A 16366-nucleotide genomic window follows, 5' to 3' on the forward strand; every position below is an offset into this window, starting at 1 on the left:
CGCCAACCCTGTTCGATGTCGTACCTGTCGATTAGAATGTATGTACTAATCTCGGCACTGACCTGGGAGGACGTCCAGTGTCCGCACCTCTCACCACCGCACTTCCGCCGTACGCCACCCTGCTCGGGTTCACCCGCTACGTCGACCGCACCGGCCCGACCAAGGCGACCTTCGTCGGCGGGTTGCGCAGGCAGCGGGCGAGCCGTTCCGGCTTCAACCCGCACGGTCAGTTCGTCAAGGCCCTGAAGGCCGACATCGCCTTCCACACCGGCGGCACCCACCTGGCCGGGGTGGCCGACGTGGTCAAGCCGCGCTGGCGGCCGCTCTACCAGGCCCTCACCCCGGGCGCGACGCGCTGGCTGCACTCCCTCGGCGAGCCGAAGGAAGTCGACCTCGTCCAGGCCCGGGACGCGCTCGCCATGCTCGGCGACCTGCCCGTCAAGATCAACCCCCACTTCGGCGTCCGGTACGCCGACGGCCGCGCCGAGGCGGTCCGGCTGCACTTCGACGAGGCCGCCCCCAGCCCGGAGTCCGCTCTGGCCACCCTGCACCTGATGGCGCGACACATGGACGCCGTACTGCCGCACGCCGCGCCGGTCCTGGTGGATGTCCGCCGGGGCGAGGCACACCGGATGCCCGACGGGGTCAAGCCGGAGCAGGTCGAGCAGTGGCTCGCCGGCGAGGCCGCCGCCTTCCGAGCCATCTGGTCCACCGCCGCCTAACCCACCAGCCACCCGTCCGGGACATCGTTGATCAAGAAGTTTGCGTCAGGCTTTGGCCCGGTGAGTGACGCGAACTTCTTGATCACCCGGGCGGGTCGGGGCGGTTTCGACACGACGGGCTGGCGGGCCCGGACATACGGCAACGGGCCGGCCCCTGTTGCAGGGGGCCGGCCCGGTCGTGTTGTTGTCGTCAGGCGGAGTAGCCGCGGGTGGCGGTCCAGTCGGCGAGGTTGTCGGTGGTGATCCAGTAGGAGGACTGGTCGGGGTTGGCGGAGTCGGAGATCTTCACGGTGTCGCCGTTGTCGCGGTAGCCGACGACGCTGATGTAGTGGCCGCCCTCGAAGGAGTGGACGCCGCCGTCGGTGTCGGTGGCGGTGCCGGCGATGTTCGCCACGATGCCGTGACCGTTGTCGACGGCCTTGACGACATCCTTGCGCAGGGTGTCGGTCTGCGCGTCGTCGGCCTTGGCGCTGGAGATCTCCACCGTGCGGAAGGTGTCCTTACCCGCCTTGACGTTCAGCGCCTTGGTGATCTGGTGCGCCGAGTCGGTGCCGTTCTCGGTGGTGCCCATCTCGCGGGCCAGGTCGTCCTGGCTGACGTTCTTGTCCATCGTGGTCAGCGCGTTACGCGCCGCGGCGGGACCGCAGTAGAAGAAGTTCGGCTGGGCCTCGTAGCGGACCCGCAGTTCCTTACCACCCTTACCACCACCGTCACGGTCGTGGCCGCGGTCGGTGGTCGCCGAGGCGGTCGGGGTGTGCGTGCTGGCGGGGGCGGCGAAAGCAGTGGCCGGGGCGGCCAGGGCGCCACCGACGAGAGCGGCACCAGCAGCGGTCAGAGCAGCCTTACGGATCAGCGTGGTCATGGGGGTGTCCTGCCTTTCCGTCACGGGGGACGACGCGAGGCGCGGGGGCGCCACACGCACTGGGGGGAAGAAGATCAAAGGGCACGGTCCCGGGGCCTCAGCCCGCACGGGTGTGCGCCAGCCATATACAACACCCGCATGCCAGCCGGCATTCCGCATCCGAGCGGGCCCGACATGCGCGGCTCGGCCGGCGCTGGCATCCCAGCCCGAAGGCCGGTCGGATGCCCGGGGGTGAACCATGTACAACACCACCGGGCCGGCCAGCATTCCGGGGCCGGCGAGCACGGCTCGATCCCGTGCGCGGCCCGGCCGGGGTGCCCGGGGTGAACCCGATACAACGCCCCCACCCCCACACCGATTCCCGCCCCCGCCAACCCCGCCGCCCCGCCCCGCTCGGGGCCACACGCCGAACATCACACCAGCGCCACCGCGCCGATCATGGCGTTGCGGTGCCCTGATTGGTAACGTTTGCGAGGTTTGGGTGGTGCCCCAACTCCATGATCGACGAGGGGGCCGGACGGCGGGGGCGGGGGCGGCGTTCGGCTGGCGGTTGTGGGGCGAGCGTGGGTACAGGTGAGGGAAGGCGGGGCGGAACCTCGCGTTCGGGGCGTTGTGGTGGAAACCGGGCACCGGCGGCGCTGGATGTCGCGGGGTAGACGCCCTCAGTCGCATCGGCCCATCGACGGAAGTCGAGCGCTTTCAGTTTCAATCGTTGAGCTTTCAACAATCTCCGGGTACGGTGATCAGACAAGGCGGGGCCGACGATGCGGTCGCGCACCTGCCGATTCGTGTGTTACATGCGCTGCCCGGCCCTTCCGGGCAACAACGCGCAGGCCGTCACTGGCCGGCCCGAGCGGCTGGCGTCCCACTGTTGCCGATGCCAGGAGGAGTCCCATGTCCCTGCCCGCTTCCGTCCGTGACGTCGCGATGCTGCTCGCCCGAATCGGGGTCGGCGTCGTGTTCATCGCCCACGGCTGGCAGAAACTGGTCACCAACGGGGTCGACGGCACGGCCGCCTTCTTCGAGCAGTCGGGCGTACCCCTGCCGACACTCGCCGCCTGGTTCGCCGCCGCCGTGGAGCTGTTGGGCGGCGCGGCGTTGGTTCTCGGCCTGGTCGTCCCGGTCGCCGGGGTGCTGCTCGCACTGAACATGCTCGGCGCCTACGTCTTCGTCCACGCCGGCAACGGCATCTTCGTGGACCAGGGCGGCTACGAACTCGTCCTCGCCCTCGGCGCGGCCAGCCTGCTGCTCGCCGCCGTCGGTGCCGGGCGGTTCAGCCTCGACCACCTGCTGACCGGCCGCCGCCGGGCCGCCACGCCGGTCACCACCGGCGTCTGACCCGTCGCCGAGCCCGTCTCGACGCCGCCAGCCGGCCGCCGTCCGTTCCGTCGGCCGGGGGCGGCTGGTGGGGGGCGCATAGGCTCGGGGCATGTCTGCGGCACGTAACGGCACGGTCCGGCTGGCCGTGGCGGCCGTCCTCGTCGGGGTGGTCGCCCTCGGCCTGGTCACCCTCGGCTGGTGGTTCCGCGACTGGGAGTTCTCCACTGACCGGGATCGGTACCTCGATCCGTCCTGGTGGGGCGGGGTGATCACCGTTGACCTCGGCCACCTCGCGTTCGGCAAGGTCGGCTTCAAGATTGCGCTGGCCGCCGTCGCGGCTGTCGGGGCGCTCCTCTGGGCACGACGTCGACGCGCCGACCACAGCGGCTCCGATCACGTCACCACCATCTCCGATGACACCGTCACCGGCTCGGGTGACGACGTGGCCCAGGCGGCAAAGCGCTGGTAGCAGACCGGCTCGGGCGACGACGCGGTCCAGACGGCAATGTGCTGGTAGCAGACCGGCTCGGTTCCGGAACGTCACCCGAAGGCAGGCTCCGTAACCGCTACCGCTACCGCTACGGCGTCGCGGCGGGTGTCGGCAGGTCGGCCAGGGGCAGCACACGCGGATCGTCCATCGGACCGACGATCACCCGGATCGCGGGGAAGTAGTCGAGCAGCAGGCTCCGGCACCGTTCACAGGGCGACAGGATCTCCCGTCCCCGGTCCCCCACCGCGACGATGGTCTCCAGCTCACCGGCGGCCTGCGTGGCGGCCGTGCCGACGGCGACCGCCTCGGCGCAGGTCGTGCCGGTGTCGTGGTGCAGGTTCACGCCGGTGAGGACGCGTCCCTCCGGCGTCCGGGCCGCGGCGGCCACGGTGTGCCGGGCACTGCGACACCGCAGCCGGGCGACCGCGCCGGCGGCCTGCACCAGGGCCCGGTCGGTGTCCCGCATGGTCATCGCATCCCCCACGCTCGATCGGCGACCAACTGTAGACCCTGCCAGTTGGGTGAGGGTGGAGGCCCTCCCCGCCGGGTGCGGATGCCTTCCGCCGGCCGGCGGCAATCCGGGAACGGTCCAGCGGCCGGACGGCGGGAGCGGGAACAACCGGGGAGCGGAGACAACCGGGGAGCGGCCCTGCGGCGTGACGGTGGCAGCCCGGGAGGGGGACGGGGGCGGCACGGCGATAACCCGGGAGCGGTCCGGCGGCGAGCTGCCTATCCTTGGCGACGACATGCAGAATCCTTCCGCCTCCGCCGCGCCCGACACCGTCCGCGAGCCCGCCGCCGACCTCCGCGAGCTGCACCGCCGGGTTGCCGCGCTGATGTTCCGCGACCAGCGCCGCGTCCAGCGTCGGCTGGATGGGGTACGCCGGCTGCGCGACCCCGTCCGGCGGGACGCCGCGCTGGTCGAGATCGCTGCGGACGTGGCTGGCGCCGAGGCGCGGTTGGCCACCCGCCGGGCGGCCGTACCGGTGATCACCTATCCGGCGGGCCTGCCGGTCAGCGAGCGTAAGGATGACATCGCCGCCGCGATCCGCGACCACCAGGTGGTGATCGTGGCCGGTGAGACCGGGTCGGGTAAGACCACCCAGCTGCCGAAGATCTGCCTGGAGCTCGGACGGGGCGTGCACGGGCTGATCGGGCATACCCAGCCCCGGCGGCTGGCCGCCCGCACGGTCGCCGACCGGATCGCCGACGAGTTGGGCACCGAACTGGGCGACGTGGTCGGCTACAAGGTGCGCTTCACCGATCAGGTCAGCGACCGGTCCCTGGTCAAGCTGATGACCGACGGCATCCTCCTGGCCGAACTCCAGACCGACCGGATGCTGCGCCAGTACGACACGTTGATCATCGACGAGGCGCACGAGCGCAGCCTGAACATCGACTTCATCCTCGGGTACCTGAGACAGCTCCTCCCCCGGCGGCCCGACCTGAAGGTGATCATCACCTCGGCGACCATCGAGACCGACCGGTTCGCCCGGCACTTCGCCGCGCCGCCGGCCGACGGGGCGACCGAGGAACGGCCCGCGCCGGTGGTGGAGGTCTCCGGGCGGACGTACCCGGTGGAGGTGCGGTACCGGCCGCTGGTCGAGGTCACCGAGGCCGAGGACGACGAGGGCGACGACGAGGAGAACGTCCGGGACCAGATCCAGGCGATCGGCGACGCGGTCGAGGAGTTGGCCGCCGAGGGGCCGGGCGACATCCTGGTCTTCCTCAGCGGTGAGCGGGAGATCCGGGACACCGCCGACGCGCTCGGCAAGCTGGTGCAGAAGAAACGTTCCCTGCTCGGCACCGAGATCCTCCCGCTGTACGCCCGGCTCTCCGCCGCCGAGCAGCACCGGGTCTTCGCCCCGCACACCGGGCGGCGGGTGGTGCTCGCCACGAACGTCGCGGAGACCTCGCTGACCGTCCCCGGCATCAAGTACGTGGTGGACCCGGGCACCGCGCGGATCTCCCGCTACTCCAGCCGGCTCAAGGTGCAGCGGCTACCCATCGAAGCGGTTTCCCAGGCCTCGGCCAACCAGCGCAAGGGCCGCTGTGGGCGTACCTCGGACGGTATCTGCATCCGCCTCTACGACGAGCAGGACTTCCTCTCCCGGCCGGAGTTCACCGATCCGGAGATCCTCCGCACCAACCTGGCCTCGGTCATCCTCCAGATGACCTCGATCGGGCTCGGCGACATCGCCGCGTTCCCGTTCATCGACCCGCCGGACCGGCGCAACATCACCGACGGCGTGAACCTGCTGCACGAGTTGGGCGCGCTCGACGTGACCCAGACCGACCCGGCGAAGCGGCTCACCCCGCTGGGGCGGCGGCTGGCCCAGCTCCCGGTGGACCCCCGGCTGGCCCGGATGGTGGTGGAGGGCGAGCGCAACGGCTGCGCCACCGAGGTGGTCGTGATCGCCGCCGCGCTCTCCATCCAGGACCCACGCGAGCGGCCGGTGGAGAAGCAGGCCCAGGCCGACCAGGCGCACGCCCGGTTCACCGACCGTGAGTCGGACTTCGTCAGCCTGCTCAACGTCTGGCGTCACCTGCGCGAGCAGCAGCGCGCCCTGTCCTCCAGCGCGTTCCGCCGGATGTGCAAGGCGGAGTACCTGAACTACCTGCGGGTGCGCGAGTGGCAGGACATCGTCAGCCAACTGCGCCAGGTGCTCCGTACGCCGGAACCGGGTGGCCCGGGACGCGGCCGGCGCGGGTCGGCGGAGGCCGGAGCCGACGGAGGACGGCGGGACGGCGCGACGACGGCCGGCGGGGGACGACAGGACGGCGTGACCACAGCCGACGGCGGGGGTCGACGGGGCGGGACCGCGGACCTGCCGGAGGAGATCGACACCCCGAAGGTGCACCAGTCGCTGCTGGCCGGGCTGCTCTCCCACGTCGGGCTGAAGGACCCGCAGAAACATGAGTACCTCGGCGCACGGGGTGCCAAGTTCGCCCTCTTCCCGGGCTCGGCGCTGTTCAAGAAGCCGCCCCGCTGGGTGATGGCCGCCGAACTGGTGGAGACCTCCCGGCTCTGGGGACGGGTCGCCGGCCGGGTCGAGCCGGAGTGGGTCGAACCCCTCGCGCAGCACCTGGTCAAGCGCAGCTACAGCGAGCCCCACTGGGAGAAGAAGCAGGCGGCGGTGCTCGCGTACGAGAAGGTGACCCTCTACGGCATCCCGCTGGTCACCGGCCGGAAGGTGAACTTCGGGCGGATCGACGCGGGCCTGAGCCGGGAACTGTTCATCCGGCACGCCCTGGTGGAGGGCGACTGGTCCACCCACCACCAGTTCTGGCGGGACAACCAGAAGCTGCGCGACGAGGTCGAGGAGCTGGAGCACCGGGCCCGGCGACGGGACATCCTGGTCGACGACGAGACGATCTTCGCCTTCTACGACGAGCGGATCCCGGCCGACGTGGTGTCCGGACGACACTTCGACGCCTGGTGGAAGAAGGAGCGTCGCGAGCGGCCCGACCTGCTCACCTTCACCCGGGAGCTGCTGGTCAACGCCGGCCGGGGCGGCGTGGCCGAGGCGGACTACCCCGACGAGTGGCACTCCGGCGGGGTGACGCTGCCGCTGACCTACCGGTTCGACCCGGGTACCACGGCCGACGGGGTGACCGTGGACATCCCGCTGCCGCTGCTCAACCAGGTGCCGGCGGAGAGCTTCGACTGGCAGGTGCCGGGGCTGCGCGAGGAGCTGGTGGTCGCGTTGATCCGCTCGCTGCCCAAGGCGGTCCGGCGCAACTTCGTGCCGGTGCCAGACTTCGCCCGCGCCGCCCTGGCCGCGATCACCCCCGGCGAGGAGCCGCTGCTGGACGCGCTGACCCGGGTGCTGCGCCGGATGACCGGGGTGACCGTGCCCCGCGACGCGTGGGACCTGGCGAAGCTCCCCGCGCACCTGCGGGTCACCTTCCGGGTGCTCGACGAGGAGAACAAGCCGGTCGCCGAGGGCAAGGACCTGCCGGCCCTGCAACGTCAGCTCAAGACCGAGGTACGCCAGGTGGTGGCCGCCGCCGCCCCGGACGTGGCCCGTGCCGGGTTGCGCGAGTGGAGCATCGGTACGCTGCCGCGCACCATCGAGCAGGTCCGGGCCGGGTACCGGGTGGTCGCGTACCCGGCGCTGGTCGACGAGGGGTCCACGGTCGGGGTGAAGGTCTTCGACTCCGAGGCGGAGCAGGCGGCGGCGATGTGGGCGGGAACCCGCCGGCTGCTGCGGTTGACCGTGGCGAACCCGGCGAAGTTCCTCCAGGGGCGGCTGAGCAACGAGGCGAAGCTGGCGTTGAGCCGTAACCCGCACGGCGGGGTGCAGCAGCTCATCGAGGACGCGACCGGGGCGGCGATCGACCGGCTGGTCGCCGACGCGGGCGGTCCGGCCTGGGACGCCGAGGGCTTCGCCGCGCTGCGCGAGAAGGTCCGCGCCGACCTGGTGGACACCGTGGTCGAGGTGATGGACCGGGTCCGGAAGGTGCTCGCCGCCGCCCACGCGGTGCAGCAGCGACTGACCCGGACCACCGACCTGAGCCTGGTGGCCGCGCTGGCCGACATCAAGGCGCAGCTCGCCGGGCTGGTGCACGCCGGGTTCGTCACCGAGACCGGGTACGCCCGCCTGCCGGACCTGCTGCGCTACCTCGCCGCGATCGAGCGACGCCTGGACCGGCTGGCCGGCAACCCGCAACGGGACCGCCAGCAGCAGGACCGGATCGCGGTGGTGCAGAAGGAGTACCAGGACATGCTCGCCGCCCTGCCGGCGAGCCGACGCGGTGCCGAGGCGGTCCGGCAGATCCGCTGGATGATCGAGGAGTTGCGGGTGAACGTCTTCGCGCAGGCGCTCGGCACCCCGTACCCGGTCTCGGAGCAGCGGATCTACCGGGCGATGGACGACGCCGAGGGACGCTGACGGACGCTCCCGTCGGATGCGGCGGGGGTGTCCGTCACGGCCGGCCGGCGTGCGTCGCGGCCGGCCCAGGCCGGGCCGGGCCGGGCCGGGCCGGGCCGGGCCGGGCCGGGCCGGGCCGGGCCGGGCCGCATGCCGGGTCAGGGCCGGGCCGCATGCCGGGTCAGGGCCGGGCCGCATGCCGGGTCAGGGCCGGTCACAGGGGTTGGACGCCGGGTGGCAGCTTCCCCTCGTCGGTGGCGTCGCGGACGTACTCGAGCAGGATCCGGCGCAGTTCCCGGCCTGCGTGGGTGGGCACCGCGTCCCGGCGTCGGGCCACCGCGATGGTCCGTCGTACGCCGGGCGGGGCGAGCGGGGTGACCCGGATGCGGGGGCGACGGGCGACCACGATGCCCGGCACCAGGGCCACTCCGAGCCCGGCCTCGACGAAGCTGAGCACCGCGTCCATCTCGCCGCCGTCCACCGCGAAGGAGGGCTCGAAGCCCGCCGCCCGGCAGGCGTCGAGGGTGGCGTCGCGGATGTCGTAGCCCTGGCGGAACATCACCAGCGGCTGGTCGCGTAGATCGGTGATACGCAGCTCGCCGGTCGCGATGGCGGCGGGAATCGGTTCCAGTGAGGCGACCACCAGGCTCTCCCGCAGGATCGGCTCGGCGCGCAGCCCCGGGTCGGGGCCCTGGGCCGACATGATGATCAGGGCGAGGTCGAGGTCGCCCCGGAGCAGGTCCCGGACGAGGTCCTGCGAGCCGCCCTCCTCCACCCGCAGGTCGACGGTGGGGTGGGCGTCCCGGAACCGGCGCAGCACCGGCGGGGCGAGCGAGGTCACCAGGCTGGGGGTGGCGCCGAGGCGGACCCGCCCCCGGCGCAGGCCGACCAGCTCCTGCACCTCCCGGTGCGCGGTCTCCACGTCGGCGAGGATCCGCTTGGCGGAGGGGAGCAGCACCTCACCGGCGGCGGTGAGGGCGATGTTGCCCCGGACCCGCTCGAACAGGGGGGTGCCGAGCTCGGTCTCCAGGGCGTGAATTTGCTTACTCAACGACGGTTGGGTGATGCCGACGTGTTCGGCAGCTTGGGTGAAATGTCGTAGTTCGGCCACTGCCACGAAGTACCTGAGCTGATGGAACTGCATCGGCATAGCTTAGGGCTATGCATGGTGTGACTTCCATGCATTGGACGACTAATCGCAGTTCCTCCTAGCGTCGATGCCGTGGTAGTCACGACAACTCGGTCGCCCGTCCGCTCCAGCGTGGGCCTGAAGGCCGTCATGGCGGTGACCGGCATCGTCCTGGTGCTGTTCCTCGTCGCGCACATGGTCGGCAACCTGAAGGTGTTCGCCGGCCAGTCCTCGTTCGACCACTACGCGCACTGGCTCCGGGAGATCGGCGCGCCGGTCCTGCCGGGGGTCTGGTTCCTGTGGATCCTGCGGGCCGGTCTGCTGGTGGCGGTGCTCGCCCACATCGCGGCGGCCACCACGCTCGCCCTGCGGGCCCGCGCCGCCCGGCCGGTCCGCTACGCCCACCGCAAGAAGGTGCAGGGCAGCTACGCCGCCCGGACCATGCGCTGGGGTGGCGTGATCATCCTGCTCTTCGTGATCTACCACATCCTCGACCTGACCACCGGGACGCTGAACCCGGTCGGTGACCCGACCCGCCCGTACGCCAACGTGGTCGCCGACTTCGCCCCGTCGCGCTGGTACGTCACCCTCTTCTACACCCTGGCGGTCGTCTCCGTCGGGTTCCACCTGCGGCACGGCGTCTTCAGCGCACTGCGCAGCCTCGGGCAGCAGACCCCGAACGGCGAGCGCCGGGCGCGGGTGATCGCGCTGGCCTTCGCCGTCGTGCTCTGCGCCGGCTACCTGTCGGTGCCGTTCGCCGTACTCACCGGATTGGTGGACTGATCATGGATCTCTACCGCGAGGGCGACCCGGTCGCCGACGGCCGGGCTCCCGACGGCCCGATCGAGACCCGCTGGGAACGCCGCCGCTTCGAGGCCAAGCTGGTCAACCCGGCCAACCGCCGGAAGATGACGGTGATCGTGGTCGGCACCGGCCTGGCCGGTGGCTCGGCCGCCGCCACGCTCGCCGAGCAGGGCTACCGGGTCAGGTCGTACTGCTACCAGGACAGCCCGCGCCGGGCGCACTCGATCGCCGCGCAGGGCGGCATCAACGCCGCCAAGAACTACCGCAATGACGGCGACTCGGTGCACCGGCTCTTCTACGACACCGTCAAGGGCGGCGACTTCCGCTCCCGGGAGTCGAACGTGCACCGGCTGGCCGAGGTGTCGGTGAACATCATCGACCAGTGCGTCGCCCAGGGGGTGCCGTTCGCCCGCGAGTACGGCGGCCTGCTCGACACCCGCTCGTTCGGCGGCGCGCAGGTGCAGCGCACCTTCTACGCCCGGGGCCAGACCGGCCAGCAGCTGCTGCTTGGGGCGTACCAGGCCCTGGAGCGGCAGATCGGGCTCGGCAACGTCGAGATGAACGCCCGGCACGAGATGCTGGAGCTGGTCGTGGTGGACGGACGGGCCCGGGGCATCGTGGTCCGGGACCTGGTCACCGGTGAGATCACCACGGAGTTCGCCGACGCGGTCGTGCTCGCCTCCGGCGGGTACGGCAACGTCTTCTACCTCTCCACCAACGCCAAGGGCTGCAACGTCACCGCCACCTGGCGGGCGCACCGCAAGGGCGCGTACTTCGCCAACCCCTGCTACACGCAGATCCACCCGACCTGCATCCCGGTCTCCGGCGACCACCAGTCGAAGCTGACCCTGATGAGCGAGTCGCTGCGCAACGACGGTCGGGTCTGGGTGCCGAAGACCAAGGGCGACCAGCGCAACCCGAAGGACATCCCCGAGGACGAGCGGGACTACTACCTCGAGCGGATCTACCCGTCCTTCGGCAACCTGGTCCCCCGGGACATCGCCTCCCGCGCCGCCAAGAACGTCTGCGACGAGGGGCGCGGCGTCGGCCCGACCGGGCTCGGGGTCTACCTCGACTTCGCCGACGCCGTCGCCCGGCTCGGCCGCAAGGCCGTCGAGGCGAAGTACGGCAACCTCTTCGAGATGTACGAGCGGATCACCGGCGAGGACCCGTACCAGGTGCCGATGCGGATCTACCCGGCGGTGCACTACACCATGGGCGGGCTCTGGGTCGACTACGACCTCCAGTCGACCATCCCCGGCCTGTTCGTGATCGGCGAGGCGAACTTCTCCGACCACGGCGCCAACCGGCTCGGCGCGTCCGCCCTGATGCAGGGCCTCGCCGACGGGTACTTCGTACTGCCCAACACCATCGCCAACTACCTGGCCGCCGGCCCGTTCGAGAAGGTCGACGCGAGCCACCCGGCGGCGGTCGAGGCCCGCACCGACGTCGAGGACCGGATCGCCCGGCTGCTCGCCGTCGACGGCGACCGCACGGTGGACTCGTTCCACCGCGAGCTGGGCCAGATCATGTGGGAGCACTGCGGCATGGAGCGCAGCGACGCCGGGCTGCGCAAGGCGATCGACGAGATCCGGGCGCTGCGTGAGCAGTTCTGGCAGCGGGTCCGGGTGCCCGGCGACGGCGAGGGCCTCAACCAGTCGCTGGAGAAGGCCGGCCGGGTGGCCGACTTCTTCGAGCTGGCCGAGCTGATGTGCGTCGACGCCCTGCACCGGGAGGAGTCCTGCGGCGGCCACTTCCGGGCCGAACACCAGACGCCGGACGGCGAGGCGCAGCGCGACGACGAACGGTTCGCGTACGCGGCGGCGTGGGAGTTCACCGCCGCCGGTGAGCCCCCGGTGCTGCACAAGGAAGACCTGACCTTCGAATACGTCCACCCGACGCAGCGGAGCTACAAGTGAACCTGACCCTGCGCATCTGGCGCCAGTCCGGCCCGAAGGACAAGGGTCGGATGGTGACGTACCAGGTCGAGGACGTCTCCCCGGACATGTCCTTCCTGGAGATGCTCGACGTGCTCAACGAGCGGCTGATCCTCGCCGGTGAGGAGCCGGTCGCCTTCGACCACGACTGCCGCGAGGGCATCTGCGGCATGTGCGGCCTGATGATCAACGGCAACGCGCACGGGCCGCAGCGCGGCACCACCGCCTGCCAGCTGCACATGCGGCAGTTCGCCGACGGGGACACCATCGACATCGAGCCGTGGCGGGCGCGGGCCTTCCCGGTGGTCAAGGACCTGGTGGTCGACCGGGGCGCGTTCGACCGGATCATCGCGGCCGGCGGGTACGTCACCGCGCCGACCGGCAGCGCCCCCGAGGCGCACGCCACCCCGGTGCCGAAGGTCGACGCGGACGCCGCCTTCGAGGCGGCGGCCTGCATCGGCTGCGGCGCCTGCGTGGCCGCCTGCCCGAACGGCTCGGGGATGCTCTTCACCGCCGCCAAGGTCACCCAGCTCTCGCTGCTGCCACAGGGCCAGCCCGAGCGGTACACCCGGGTGATCGGCATGGTCGACGCGCACGACGAGGCCGGCTTCGGCGGCTGCACCAACGCCGGTGAGTGCACGGTGGTCTGCCCGAAGGGCATCCCGCTGAACACCATCGGTCGGCTCAACCGGGACTACCTGAAGGCCACCGCGAAGCGGGGCGACACCGCCTGACGTTCCGCCCCGGCAGGGTGCCCCGCCACGGTCCGGGGCACCCTGCCGGCCGGTCCGGCACGGTGCACGACGCATTCACCGACGCCGTCGCCCTCCGGCAGCAGAATTTCCAGGGGCAATCGAGAACTTCTGGTGAACGCGGACAACGGCCGTCCCGCACGTTTATGCCGAGTAAACAACGGTAATTTGACGCAGGCCGGAAATAGCCGCCGGAAAGACCGCTCACCACCGCACCAACCGCCCGCCGCGCCTGTCGAACGGCCGATCTACGGGCGACCCCGGTTTCAAATTATTTAATGACGACAATCAGTCGAATGCCATTCATGAGCGTGTTAACGTCTCCTCCACACGGCTCCCGGATCGCAGTAACCCGACGGGACCGCCCCTCTCCACTCGGCGGCGATTCCGGTGACCCGTCTCGGGCTCCGCGCCGCTCCTGAACGGTGTCGGAAGGAAGACTGATGCGTCGGCTCCAACCACCAGGTCGACTACTGACCGCCCTCGTCGCCCTGGGTCTCGTGACCACCTCGGCCGCCCCGGCCGCCGCCGAGGTCGAGGCCGGGGGCGCCCGGCCTCCGGAGAGCGTACGGCTGCTGGCCAAGGCCGCCGCCGACGAGTGCTTCGCCGGAATCGGCGTCGACTACCCGGCCGGGCCGCCCTGCGCGGCGGGCCAGGAGAAGGTCAACCAGTCGTACGTCTGGGGTCTGGCCAAGGCCGGGCGCAAGCTCTGGTTCGGCACCGGGGCGAACGTCCTCTGCCTGAAGCCGGACGGCTACAACGTCCGGGAACCGATCCTGAACGACGACTACGCCTGCGAGTTCGCCAACAGCCAGCCGGCCCGGCAGAACCCGTCCCTGCCGGCCAACCTCGGCGACCACCGGCCGCCAGAGGTCTACGTCTACGACCTGACGGACGAGCAGCTCACCGAGCGGACCGCGGACATCACCGACGCGTCGCCGGCGGACGCGGCCCTGCTCCGCTCGACGGCCGGGCTGCGCAGCGGCGCCGCCCACCGGGGCGTGGTGCTGCTCGCCGGCCCCAGCCTCGTCGCCGGCATCAACCTGTTCGCGTTCGACACCTTCACCGGCAACTTCCTCGGCTCGACCAACCTCGCCGACTACGAGAACATCCGGCACTTCGCCGTCGCCGACGGGGTGCTCTACGCGGGCGTCGGGATGGGCACCAACGGCGGTGACGCCGGCCGGGTCCTGCGCTGGACGGGTGACCGGACCAACCCGTTCGCCTTCACCGTGGTCGGTGACCTGCCGACCCAGGCCGCCGACATCACCGCGCACGACGGCCGGCTCTACGTCACCACCTGGCCGAAGGCCATCGTGGAGGGCGCCGCGGCCGGCAGCGGGCTGGACCAGGCCGCCGACAACAGCGCCGACCTGGGCAGCCTCTGGATGAGCCCGCCGCTGGCCGACGGCGAGCCCGGCCTCACCCCGCCGGACGCCACCGGCTGGACGCAGGTCTGGTCGCCCGCCGAGTACGAGCCGGACCCGGTGGTCCGGCGGGTGTACGCGATCGGTGGTCTCGCCTCCTACGGTGGGCAGCTCTACTGGGGCACCATGCACGTCCCGCTCCAGGCCACCGCGCTGCACGTCCGGGTCTACCCGCCGAAGAACCAGGACCAGCTCGCGGCCACCGTGGCGAACACCCAGCGGGCGTTCGCCGTCTTCCGGGGCCGGGACCTCGGCAGCGCCGACGAGACGGTCGAGACGCTCTACGGCGAGTCCGAGCTGCCGGCGTTCGACCCGACGGCGAACAACGGGGTGGGCGCCTGGGAGACCACCCCGACCGGCGTGACCCCGGTCCACGGCCGCTCCGGCTTCGGGGACCAGTACAACCTCTACGCCTGGAAGATGACGGTGGCCGGCGGACGGCTCTACGTCGGCACCATGGACTTCGCCTACATCGCCCTGGAGGGCGAGATGCCGGCGGAGCCGGAGCCCGGGTACGACCCGCCCACCTTCGGCTCGGACCTGTGGTCGTTCGACGCGCCAGGGCAGCCGGCCCGCGCCGTCGACAAGACCGGCTTCGGCAACCCGCTCAACCAGGGCGTACGGACCATGGTCGCGGAGGGGTCCACGTTGTACATCGGGATGGCGAACCCGATGAACCTGCGGACCGACCCGACCACCCACCTGGGCGGCTGGGAACTGCACAAGCTGACCCGACGCTGACCCGACGCCACGCGGCGCCCGACGACCGGTGGGGACACCGGACGTCGGGCGCCGCCCGCATCCCCCGGGCCGGGGATGACGTGGGTTGGGGTCAGGGTGTGGCCAGGGCCTCGGTGGGCGACAGCCGGCTGGCCCGGATCGCCGGGTAGAGCCCGGCCACCGCGCCGATGACGATCGTCGCGCCGATGCCACCCGCCATCACCCACAGCGGCACCACCGCCGGCCAGTCCCGGGAGAAGGCATAGCCGGCGGTCACCACGACCCCGAGCAGCACCCCGCCCAGCCCGCCGAGGGCGGAGAGCAGCAGCGACTCGGCGAGGAACTGGGTCCGGACCTGTCCCCGGGTGGCACCGAGCGCCCGGCGCAACCCGATCTCCGCCCGCCGTTCCAGCACCGAGATGACCATGGTGTTGGCCACCCCGACGCCGCCCACCAGCAGGGCCACCGCGCCCAGGCCCAGCAGCAGACCGGTGAACGCCTCGTCGGTGGCCTGCCGGGCGGCGAGCGCGTCCGAGGGTCGCGACACCTGGATCTCGTTGGCCTGTTCCGGGTTGGCGGTCGCCGCCAGCACCGCGCGTACCGCCTCGACGTGTTCCTCGGCGGAGCGGGTGTAGATCCGGGTCGGGTGCCCGTCCAGGCCGAGGTAGGTGGTGGCGGCCGGCCAGCCGACCAGCGCCGCCGAGTCGAGTTCCGGGGCGAGCGGCACCGGCCGGAGGATCCCGATCACGGTGAACCAGCGACCGTCGACGTAGACCTGGATGTCCGGCCCGGCCGCGCCGAGCCCGAGCCGTTCCGCGGCGACCGCGCCGAGCACGGTGGCCGGATATTGGGCGGTGGCCTCGTTGAGCCAGGTGCCGTGGGCGATCGTGCCCCCGACGGTGTCCAGGACGTCCAGGGTGACCGCCTGGGTGCCCAGCCCGCCGGTCTGCGCGGTCGGGATCCGGTCCGACCGGTAGACCGGTGTGTCGGCGAGCTGGGCGACCGCGGCGACCTGCTGCACCGGCCCGATCCTGGAGATCATCGCCACCGACTCGGTCGGCAACTGGGCGTCAGCCCCGAAGAGGGTGCTGCCCGGCGCGACGGTGAGCAGGTTGGTGCCCAGCGCCGCCAGGGTCCGGTCCAGATCGGCCCGGGACGACGAGGAGATCCCGACGACGCTGATCATCGCCGCGATGCCGATGGCGATGCCCAGCGCGGAGAGGAAGGCCCGCAGCGGTCGGGTGCGCAGCCCCACGCCACCGACGCGCAGCACGTCGCGCGGGTGCATCCGGGCCGGCCGTAGCCGGTCCGGTCGCAGCCGGTCCGGTC

Annotated in this window: 12 protein-coding genes; 8 read left to right on the plus strand and 4 right to left on the minus strand. The window is 71.6% G+C overall.

Translation table 11 applies throughout. The features are described 5' to 3' along the window. Window positions 1–77 precede the first annotated feature (77 nt). A complete protein-coding gene (locus GA0074692_RS15500; protein ID WP_091645227.1) occupies window positions 78–722 on the plus strand; it encodes a hypothetical protein in 645 nt (214 codons plus the stop codon). Window positions 723–912: 190 nt separating this feature from the next. Here the strand turns inward: GA0074692_RS15500 and GA0074692_RS15505 are convergent, their stop codons facing one another. Further along, the gene (locus GA0074692_RS15505; protein ID WP_091645230.1) at window positions 913–1584 is read right to left on the minus strand and encodes a C39 family peptidase; all 672 of its coding nucleotides are present in this window, start codon (window positions 1582–1584) and stop codon (window positions 913–915) included. Window positions 1585–2478: 894 nt separating this feature from the next. On the opposite strand from GA0074692_RS15505, the gene GA0074692_RS15510 reads away from it, so the two are divergent. Together GA0074692_RS15510 and GA0074692_RS15515 are read left to right on the plus strand one after the other, a co-directional pair. Beyond that, the gene (locus tag GA0074692_RS15510) at window positions 2479–2922 is read left to right on the plus strand and encodes a DoxX family protein (RefSeq protein ID WP_176738460.1); all 444 of its coding nucleotides are present in this window, start codon (window positions 2479–2481) and stop codon (window positions 2920–2922) included. A 91-nt stretch (window positions 2923–3013) separates the two neighbouring features. Next, window positions 3014–3373 carry a hypothetical protein gene (locus GA0074692_RS15515; protein ID WP_091645232.1) on the plus strand — a complete coding sequence of 120 codons (360 nt, stop codon included), beginning with the start codon at window positions 3014–3016 and terminating at the stop codon, window positions 3371–3373. 109 nt (window positions 3374–3482) lie between these two features. Here GA0074692_RS15515 and GA0074692_RS15520 read toward each other — a convergent pair whose 3' ends face one another. Beyond that, entirely contained in the window at window positions 3483–3866 is a 384-nt protein-coding gene (locus GA0074692_RS15520) for a cytidine/deoxycytidylate deaminase family protein (protein ID WP_091645234.1), read from the minus strand. 274 nt (window positions 3867–4140) lie between these two features. On the opposite strand from GA0074692_RS15520, the gene hrpA reads away from it, so the two are divergent. Continuing rightward, the gene (gene hrpA / locus GA0074692_RS15525; RefSeq protein ID WP_091645236.1) at window positions 4141–8289 is read left to right on the plus strand and encodes an ATP-dependent RNA helicase HrpA; all 4149 of its coding nucleotides are present in this window, start codon (window positions 4141–4143) and stop codon (window positions 8287–8289) included. A 193-nt stretch (window positions 8290–8482) separates the two neighbouring features. Here hrpA and GA0074692_RS15530 read toward each other — a convergent pair whose 3' ends face one another. Beyond that, on the minus strand, window positions 8483–9418 hold the full coding sequence (locus GA0074692_RS15530; protein ID WP_091645238.1) for a LysR family transcriptional regulator: 936 nt from the start codon (window positions 9416–9418) through the stop codon (window positions 8483–8485). A gap of 72 nt (window positions 9419–9490) precedes the next feature. Between GA0074692_RS15530 and GA0074692_RS15535 the strand changes: the two genes are divergently transcribed. The 4 genes from GA0074692_RS15535 to GA0074692_RS15550 all read left to right on the plus strand — a co-directional run bounded on the left by GA0074692_RS15535 (window position 9491) and on the right by GA0074692_RS15550 (window position 15058). After that, window positions 9491–10180: a succinate dehydrogenase cytochrome b subunit gene (locus GA0074692_RS15535; RefSeq protein ID WP_091645240.1), complete on the plus strand. Its 690-nt coding sequence runs from the start codon at window positions 9491–9493 to the stop codon at window positions 10178–10180. A 2-nt stretch (window positions 10181–10182) separates the two neighbouring features. Next, a complete protein-coding gene (locus tag GA0074692_RS15540) occupies window positions 10183–12120 on the plus strand; it encodes a fumarate reductase/succinate dehydrogenase flavoprotein subunit (RefSeq protein WP_091645243.1) in 1938 nt (645 codons plus the stop codon). After that, on the plus strand, window positions 12117–12872 hold the full coding sequence (locus GA0074692_RS15545; RefSeq protein WP_091645246.1) for a succinate dehydrogenase/fumarate reductase iron-sulfur subunit: 756 nt from the start codon (window positions 12117–12119) through the stop codon (window positions 12870–12872). Before GA0074692_RS15540 ends, GA0074692_RS15545 begins: the two co-directional genes overlap by 4 nt. A gap of 461 nt (window positions 12873–13333) precedes the next feature. Beyond that, the gene (locus GA0074692_RS15550) at window positions 13334–15058 is read left to right on the plus strand and encodes a hypothetical protein (protein ID WP_091645248.1); all 1725 of its coding nucleotides are present in this window, start codon (window positions 13334–13336) and stop codon (window positions 15056–15058) included. Between the two features lie 91 nt (window positions 15059–15149). Here GA0074692_RS15550 and GA0074692_RS15555 read toward each other — a convergent pair whose 3' ends face one another. Continuing rightward, window positions 15150–16325: an ABC transporter permease gene (locus GA0074692_RS15555; RefSeq protein WP_176738702.1), complete on the minus strand. Its 1176-nt coding sequence runs from the start codon at window positions 16323–16325 to the stop codon at window positions 15150–15152. Window positions 16326–16366 lie beyond the last annotated feature (41 nt).

This window comes from Micromonospora pallida (genome assembly GCF_900090325.1).
GTDB lineage: Bacteria > Actinomycetota > Actinomycetes > Mycobacteriales > Micromonosporaceae > Micromonospora > Micromonospora pallida.

Coding starts and splice junctions, on each gene's coding strand:
- GA0074692_RS15505 (WP_091645230.1), bottom strand. CDS start 1,584: ATGACCACGCTGATCCGTAAGGCTGCTCTGACCGCTGCTGGTGCCGCT.
- GA0074692_RS15510 (WP_176738460.1), top strand. CDS start 2,479: ATGTCCCTGCCCGCTTCCGTCCGTGACGTCGCGATGCTGCTCGCCCGA.
- GA0074692_RS15515 (WP_091645232.1), top strand. CDS start 3,014: ATGTCTGCGGCACGTAACGGCACGGTCCGGCTGGCCGTGGCGGCCGTC.
- GA0074692_RS15520 (WP_091645234.1), bottom strand. CDS start 3,866: ATGACCATGCGGGACACCGACCGGGCCCTGGTGCAGGCCGCCGGCGCG.
- hrpA (WP_091645236.1), top strand. CDS start 4,141: ATGCAGAATCCTTCCGCCTCCGCCGCGCCCGACACCGTCCGCGAGCCC.
- GA0074692_RS15530 (WP_091645238.1), bottom strand. CDS start 9,418: ATGCCGATGCAGTTCCATCAGCTCAGGTACTTCGTGGCAGTGGCCGAA.
- GA0074692_RS15540 (WP_091645243.1), top strand. CDS start 10,183: ATGGATCTCTACCGCGAGGGCGACCCGGTCGCCGACGGCCGGGCTCCC.
- GA0074692_RS15550 (WP_091645248.1), top strand. CDS start 13,334: ATGCGTCGGCTCCAACCACCAGGTCGACTACTGACCGCCCTCGTCGCC.
- GA0074692_RS15555 (WP_176738702.1), bottom strand. CDS start 16,325: ATGCACCCGCGCGACGTGCTGCGCGTCGGTGGCGTGGGGCTGCGCACC.